The sequence below is a fragment of the Streptomyces sp. 150FB genome (genome assembly GCF_000818195.1).
In the GTDB taxonomy this organism is placed as follows: Bacteria; Actinomycetota; Actinomycetes; order Streptomycetales; family Streptomycetaceae; genus Streptomyces.
Map to the genome: position 1 here is coordinate 6,403,582 of NZ_JTHL01000001.1, position 6,336 is coordinate 6,409,917.

Consider the following 6,336-nt stretch of genomic DNA (forward strand, 5'->3'; position numbering starts at 1 on the left):
GCCGGCGGCGGTCGCCGCGCGGAGATTGGGCGCCAGTTTCCGCCATTTGTTGCCCGGAAGCTCCGGATGGATCAGATCGTCGCGCTTCAGGAGCAGCCGTACGCCGTGCCGGTCGAAGCGTTCGTCGTCCACCGGGCACAGCGGCGAGGGGAGCCGGGGCCGCCGGCCGCCGGGGCGGGGCGCGGATGAGGACGTCACCCGCTCATTGTCGCCTCGGGGCACCGGCCAGACCCGCCGCGGCCCCGAGGCCGGTGTCACTTCAGGCGCTCCTCGATCCGGGACCGCATCGACTTCATGGTGAAGCCACGGGGGTCGACCTTGCCCGGCTGCCACTCCAGATGCCCGATCACCGAGGCGGCGCCCCAGCCGTGGTGGCGGCAGACGGCGGCCGCCGCCTTCTCGATGGCGTCCAACTGGGCGTCGGGCCAGGGATCCTTGCCGTCGCCGAGGTTCTCGCACTCGAACCCGTAGAAGTGGGTGTTGCCGTCGGTGTTGGTCTCGTTGTCCGGCGGCAGGGCCTTCTCGGCGATCACGGCGCGCAGCACGTCGTCGTCGCCCGACCCGGCGTGGTTGGCCCGTCCGTAGCCGACGAGGTGGACCGTGCCGTCCTTCGCGACGACGCCGTGGCAGAGCGGGCCCGGCAGCCCTTCGTAGCCGTCCCTGCACAGGGCGACGGTGGCGTCGGTGCCCCTGGTCACGGTGTGGTGGATCATCACGCCGTGGACCGGGCCCCAGGGGCCCTTGCTGTCGCGGTTGTGGGTGCGCCAGTCGCCGACCTGGACGACGGTGAGCCCCTCGTCCTTCAGCGCGTCGAGAAACTTGGCCGCGGACATGGGGGAGGCCATGGCCGGCTCCTTCCGGTGAGGAAGCGGAACGTTTCGCTTCCATTCGTACTCCGGCTCCTACCCGACGTGCTTTCGGCTCACCGGTCGTTCGTACGGTGTGCGAGTCGATCCGGACAGCGGCTGCCGGGGCGGCCGAGGGCAGCCGAGTGCTGGTGGGAGCGGTGCGCGGGGGCCGGAGGGAGGGCCGTCGGGATGAACTTCTGCGTGTTGTGCCCTGTCCTGCGCGATTCAGTCCCACTCATTTGTGTAATGGCGCGCGGACGTTCCGTACTGGAAGTCTTCCGGTCGCAGGTCAGCACATGATCGAAGGGGAGACTTCATGTCGGTTGGTGACGAGGTTCGCACGGAGCAAGTGCCGCCTCAGCAGAGCCTGGGCACGGCCGCCGCGCGGAACCTGGCGACCACCACCAAGTCGGTACCGCAGATGCAGGAGACCACCTCGCGGTGGCTGCTGCGGATGCTGCCGTGGGTGCAGGTGCAGGGTGGCACCTACCGGGTGAACCGCCGGCTCAGCTACGCGGTCGGTGACGGACGCGTCGCGTTCGTGCAGACCGGTACGAGGGTCACGGTCATCCCCGCGGAGCTGGGGGAATTGCCGGCGCTGCGTGATTACGACGACGAGGAGGCGCTCACCGAGCTGGCCAACCGCTGCGAGCAGCAGGAGTTCGCGGCCGGCCAGACGCTGGCCACGGCCGGCGACGTCTCGGACAAGGTCTATCTGCTGGCACACGGCAAGGTGGAGAAGGTCGGCGCCGGTCCCTACGGGGACGAGACGGTGCTCGAAGTCCTCGCCGACGGCGCGTACTTCGGTGACCAGGCGCTCCTGGACCGCGACGCGACCTGGCAGTACACCGCCCGCGCGGCGACGGCGGTCACGGCCCTGGTGCTGTCCCGCCAGGACGTGCTGAACCTCGCGGAGCGCGCGGACTCACTCCGTGTCCACCTGGCCGCGCTGGCGGCGCTGCCGCACCAGCGGACCAACAGGTCCGGCGAGGCCGAGATCGATTTGTCGGCCGGCCATGTCGGCGAGGCGCGGGTGCCGCACACCTTCGTGGACTACGAGGGAGCGCCCCGCGAGTACGAGCTGAGCGTCGCCCAGACCGTACTGAAGGTCCACAGCAGGGTCGCGGACCTGTACAACCAGCCGATGAACCAGACCGAGCAGCAGTTGCGGCTCACGGTCGAGGCGCTGCGCGAGCGCCAGGAACACGAGCTGGTCAACAACCCCGAGTTCGGGCTGCTGAACAACTGCGACTACGGCCAGCGGCTCCAGCCGCACGACGGCGCGCCGACGCCGGACGACATGGACGAGCTGCTGTCGCGCAGGCGTGGCTCGAAGCTCTTCCTGGCGCATCCGCGGGCCATCGCCGCCTTCGGGCGCGAGTGCAACAAGCGCGGGCTCAACCCGGCCAGTGTCGAGGTCGCCGGCCACCATGTGCCGGCCTGGCGCGGTGTGCCGATCTTCCCGTGCAACAAGATCCCGGTCTCGGACGCCAGGACGACCTCGATCATCTGTATGCGTACGGGTGAGGCCGAGTCGGGCGTCGTCGGGCTTCAGCAGAGCGGTATCCCGGACGAGATCGAGCCGAGCCTGTCGGTCCGCTTCATGGGCATCGACGAGCAGGCGATCATCTCGTACCTGGTCACGGCCTACTACTCGGCTGCTGTCCTGGTGCCGGACGCCCTCGGTGTCCTGGAGAACGTCGAAGTGAGCCGCTGGCACTGAGGTGAGCGGACCACTCCGGGTGGGACGGCCGGGCGTACGAGGCCCCCGGCGCCGCCGTCCCGCCCGGCGGTCCCGCCCGGGTCCCGTCCTGCCGTCCGTCCCGGCCGGTTTCTCCGTTCCCATCAGCAGCACAGGAAGTGACCATGACCAGCACGGATGCCGCCGCCACCGAGGGCCATGAGGCAGTGGCCCTCCTGGAGCGCACCCGCACCACAGTCCATCCCGAACTCCGCTCGACCGTCGAGTCGTTGCCCGCCTCCGTACGGCGGGTGGCGATGTACCACTTCGGCTGGGAGCACGCCGACGGCACACCGGCCACCGGACGGGCCGGCAAGTCGATCAGGCCGGCACTCGTCCTCGCCGCGGCGCGGGCGCTGGACGGGGATCCGCTCCACGCGGTCAGGGCCGCCGTCGCCGTGGAGCTGGCCCACAACTTCACGCTTCTCCACGACGATGTCATCGACGAGGATCCGACCCGCAGGCACCGCGCCACCGCCTGGACGGTCTTCGGCACCCCGGACGCCATCATCGCCGGCGACGCGCTGATGGCGCTGTCGCTGCGGCTGCTCGCCGAGGACGCGCATCCGGCCTCGTCGGCCGCCTCGGCCCGGCTCGCCGCCTGCGTCATCGAGCTGTGCGCGGGCCAGCAGGCGGACTGCGCCTTCGAGCTGCGGGACCCGCACGACGTCTCGCTGGACGAGTGCGTGACCATGGCGACGGCCAAGACAGGGGCCCTGCTGGGCACTTCGTGTGCGCTCGGTGCGCTCTACGCGGGCGCGGGCCACGACGAGGTCGCCGCACTCGACGCCTTCGGCAGGGAGGCGGGGCTCGCCTTCCAGCTCATCGACGACCTCATCGGGATCTGGGGTGACCCGGAGCGGACGGGCAAGCCGGCCGGTGCCGATCTGGCCGCGCACAAGAAGTCCCTTCCGGTCGTCGCCGCGCTGAACTCGGGCACCCCGGCCGCCGAGGAACTGGCGGAGCTGTACCGGGGGCCGATGGACGCGGCGGCGATCAGCCGCGCGGCCGACGCCGTCGAGCGGGCCGGCGGACGCGACTGGGCCCAGGCCGAGGCGGCCGACCGGATGTCCAGGGCGGTCCATCAGCTCGCGGGCGCGGTCCCGGACCTGGCAGCCGCCGGTGACCTGCTGTCGCTCGCGGAGTTCGTCACCCGCCGTACTCGCTGAGGCCCGCCGACAACGGCCAGGAGGGCCGGAGAAGTTGGGGGGAGGAACGGTCACGGATGGTGCGAGGCTGAGGAAGTACGGCCGGAAGCAGTGACCCAGGCAGCGGCAGAAGATCCCGTACCGCTACAGTCCGCGCCATGACAGCGGAGTCAACGGATTCATGGGCGGGCTGGTATCGGGACCGCCTGGGCGCGGAAGCGATCACCATCATTACCAGCGGGCGGCAAGTGCGCACCAGCATCAGGGGAGTTGAGTACGAGGGGCCGGACTTCGCGGCCCTGGAGCCGGAGGGTCCCGGCCCGGTGCTGTCGTCCTGCGTCATGGAGTGGGACGTCCCACTCCCCGTCACGGCGGACGGCTCGGCCCATCACGCCCTGCTCAACTGCCTGTTGACGCTGGGTGAGCGCGAGGCGGGAGCGCCGCTCGGACGGGCGGAGCTGAGCCTCACGCTGCACTGCGACGGCGCTGCCTACGCGTCGGGCATCTCCGGAGGCGGTTTCGAGGACGCACTCGCCCGCATCCGGCGCCAGTTGCCGGCCGACACGGAGCTGGGGGGCAGGCCGCTGGTCGGGGCCTGACAGGGCGGGGAGCGACCGGAGGCGCGGGGTCAGCTCTCCCGCTCCTCGATCCATCCGCTGTCCAGGGCCGGGTTGTCGTCGTGCACGACGAACTGCTCCTCGACATCGGCCGGTTGGAACCCCGCGGCGGACAGGGCGGCGAGCAGTTCCTCCAGCAGCGCCCGGGCCCCGGGCCTGCCGACGCCGTGGGCGTGCTGCCGCACCCGGCGTTCCTGGATACCGCCGGGGAGCACCCGGCGCGCGTCGCGTGAGACGTGCGCGGTGTGCCGCTGGGCGACGACGGTCAGCCGCCGGGCGTCGTAGGGGATCGGCAGCCGTACCGTGATGCGGTGCTCGAAGTGGCAGTGCGCCGGAAAGGCGGCGGCGTCCGCGTCGGTGGCCGGCACACCGTCGTTCCAGGGGGCCGCCGAGATCTTCGCCCGTACGACGGTGAACCCGGCGTGCGCGAGGCGCGCTGACCACTCCGCCGTCGCGCCGCGGTGCTCGTCGAGGCCCCCGGAGCCGCGTACGACGAGCGTCGGCCTGGACGGTGTGCGGCCACGGTCGAGGACGACATGGGTGAGTGTGAGGCCGTGTGCGGTGGCCCAGGCGGCCAGCGGCACGCGAGTGCCAGGGGGATCGGCCCGTACCGTCAGGCACGTCTCGAAATCGCCTTCGACGGTCCGTCCCGGGTCGCTCCCCGGCAGCGCGCCGGTGTTCATTCCGAAGTCCACCGGGAGACGTTACCAAGGGGGAGGGGCGCCCCGTGTTCGATTCGGGACGCCCCTGCCGTGTGCCTGTCGTGCCTGTGGTGCTGGTCGCGCGCGGACCCCGGTCGTACGAGTGGGGGGTGGGCCCGCGCGCGGGCCTCGGGTCAGGAAATCTTGGCCAGCGCGGCCGCGATGCCGTTCGCCCAGAGGGAGTTGACCCGGGAGACTTCCTGCGCGTTCGGCCGCGTGTTCTGGCAGGAGGTGCCGGGGCCGCCGCCGGACATCAACTCGCTGCACGGGCCCGTGTAGTGGTCGGGGAGGCCGAGCACGTGGCCGGTCTCGTGCGCGGTGACGCGGACCGAGTTGTACTGCTGGTTCTGCGCGTAGTCGAGGAATACGTAGCCCTGACCGTGACCGTCGGTGCTCGCGTACGAGCCGGCCGGGTCGTTGCCCTCGTAGTAGTCGAAGTCGGCGTTGCCGCCGGACTGAAGCTTCACGTTGGAGACGGCGCTGTTCCAGATCGAAGCCGCGCTGGCTATCTGGCTGGAGAAGCTCGGAGCCTGCGAGGCGTTGTAGACGACGGTGACAGCCGCGGCGCCCGGGTGGGCGGCGCGCTTCTCGGCCGCCGACTTCATGACGGCTTCGAAGAACGCCTTGTTGTTGGCGGCTTCTTCCTTCGAGCCCGCGTACGCGGCCTGCGAGGAGGCGGCGGGCGAGGAGAGTGCCACAGCGCCGGTGGGGGCGGCGCTGCTGTGGTCGGCGGCGACAGCGGTGCCGCCGAGCGCGGTCGCGAGGCCGAGGCCGACTCCGGCGATCGCCGAGATGACCGTCTTGGGGTGTCTCATGTGGGGGGACTCCTCTTCGGTCCGGTGCCCGTTCCGTGGTGGACGGGCTTCGGTACCGCAGAGTCTCGGGGACCGGGCACCCCCGGCGGATGATGCCAACCGGCGATAGCATCAGCCAATCACCCTGGGCGAAATTCTTCGAATGGCGTGCGATTACTGCGATTTGGGAGTCTGGTGTGACCTGTCACGCACGCTCTACGCTCACAGGATGGAGCTGGAGGTAAGGCACTTGCGTGCCGTGTGTGCCATCGCCGACACCGGTAGCCTGCACAAAGCGGCCCGCCAGTTGGGCATGAGCCAGCCGTCCCTGACGACCCAGCTACGCCGGATCGAGAACTTCCTCGGCGCCGAACTGTTCTCCCGCGAACGCACCGGTTGCAGACCGACACCCGTGGGCCGCTCCGTACTGAGCAGAGCGCGCCCGCTCGTCGCCGCGATGACCGCGCTCGTCGCCGAGGCGCGTACG

7 protein-coding genes and 1 pseudogene are annotated in these 6,336 nt (G+C 70.8%); 4 read left to right on the forward strand and 4 right to left on the reverse strand.

Features of this window, described 5'->3' with window-relative positions; translation table 11 throughout:
* Both QR77_RS27705 and QR77_RS27710 read right to left on the reverse strand, forming a co-directional pair.
* Nucleotides 1-198 (reverse strand): annotated as a pseudogene (locus QR77_RS27705) (1-aminocyclopropane-1-carboxylate deaminase); the annotation flags it as partial.
* Nucleotides 199-254: 56 nt separating this feature from the next.
* Complete coding sequence (locus QR77_RS27710; RefSeq protein ID WP_173476361.1) at nucleotides 255-845, reverse strand: N-acetylmuramoyl-L-alanine amidase; 591 nt, start codon at nucleotides 843-845, stop codon at nucleotides 255-257.
* Between the two features lie 319 nt (nucleotides 846-1,164).
* On the opposite strand from QR77_RS27710, the gene QR77_RS27715 reads away from it, so the two are divergent.
* From QR77_RS27715 to QR77_RS27725, 3 genes are all read left to right on the forward strand, one after another.
* Nucleotides 1,165-2,571, forward strand: coding sequence for a family 2B encapsulin nanocompartment shell protein (locus tag QR77_RS27715; RefSeq protein WP_040024776.1), 1,407 nt, complete (start codon nucleotides 1,165-1,167; stop codon nucleotides 2,569-2,571).
* A 143-nt stretch (nucleotides 2,572-2,714) separates the two neighbouring features.
* Nucleotides 2,715-3,758 (forward strand): family 2 encapsulin nanocompartment cargo protein polyprenyl transferase, encoded by a 1,044-nt coding sequence (locus QR77_RS27720; protein WP_173476362.1) that lies wholly within the window; start codon nucleotides 2,715-2,717, stop codon nucleotides 3,756-3,758.
* 137 nt (nucleotides 3,759-3,895) lie between these two features.
* A complete protein-coding gene (locus tag QR77_RS27725; protein WP_040024778.1) occupies nucleotides 3,896-4,336 on the forward strand; it encodes a DUF6304 family protein in 441 nt (146 codons plus the stop codon).
* 29 nt (nucleotides 4,337-4,365) lie between these two features.
* Here QR77_RS27725 and QR77_RS27730 read toward each other — a convergent pair whose 3' ends face one another.
* Together QR77_RS27730 and snpA are read right to left on the reverse strand one after the other, a co-directional pair.
* Complete coding sequence (locus tag QR77_RS27730; RefSeq protein WP_150130452.1) at nucleotides 4,366-5,049, reverse strand: hypothetical protein; 684 nt, start codon at nucleotides 5,047-5,049, stop codon at nucleotides 4,366-4,368.
* 140 nt (nucleotides 5,050-5,189) lie between these two features.
* A complete protein-coding gene (snpA, locus tag QR77_RS27735) occupies nucleotides 5,190-5,870 on the reverse strand; it encodes a snapalysin (protein WP_173476363.1) in 681 nt (226 codons plus the stop codon).
* Nucleotides 5,871-6,078: 208 nt separating this feature from the next.
* Between snpA and QR77_RS27740 the strand changes: the two genes are divergently transcribed.
* On the forward strand, nucleotides 6,079-6,336 hold a 258-nt coding region (locus tag QR77_RS27740; RefSeq protein ID WP_150130585.1), incomplete at its 3' end, for a LysR family transcriptional regulator.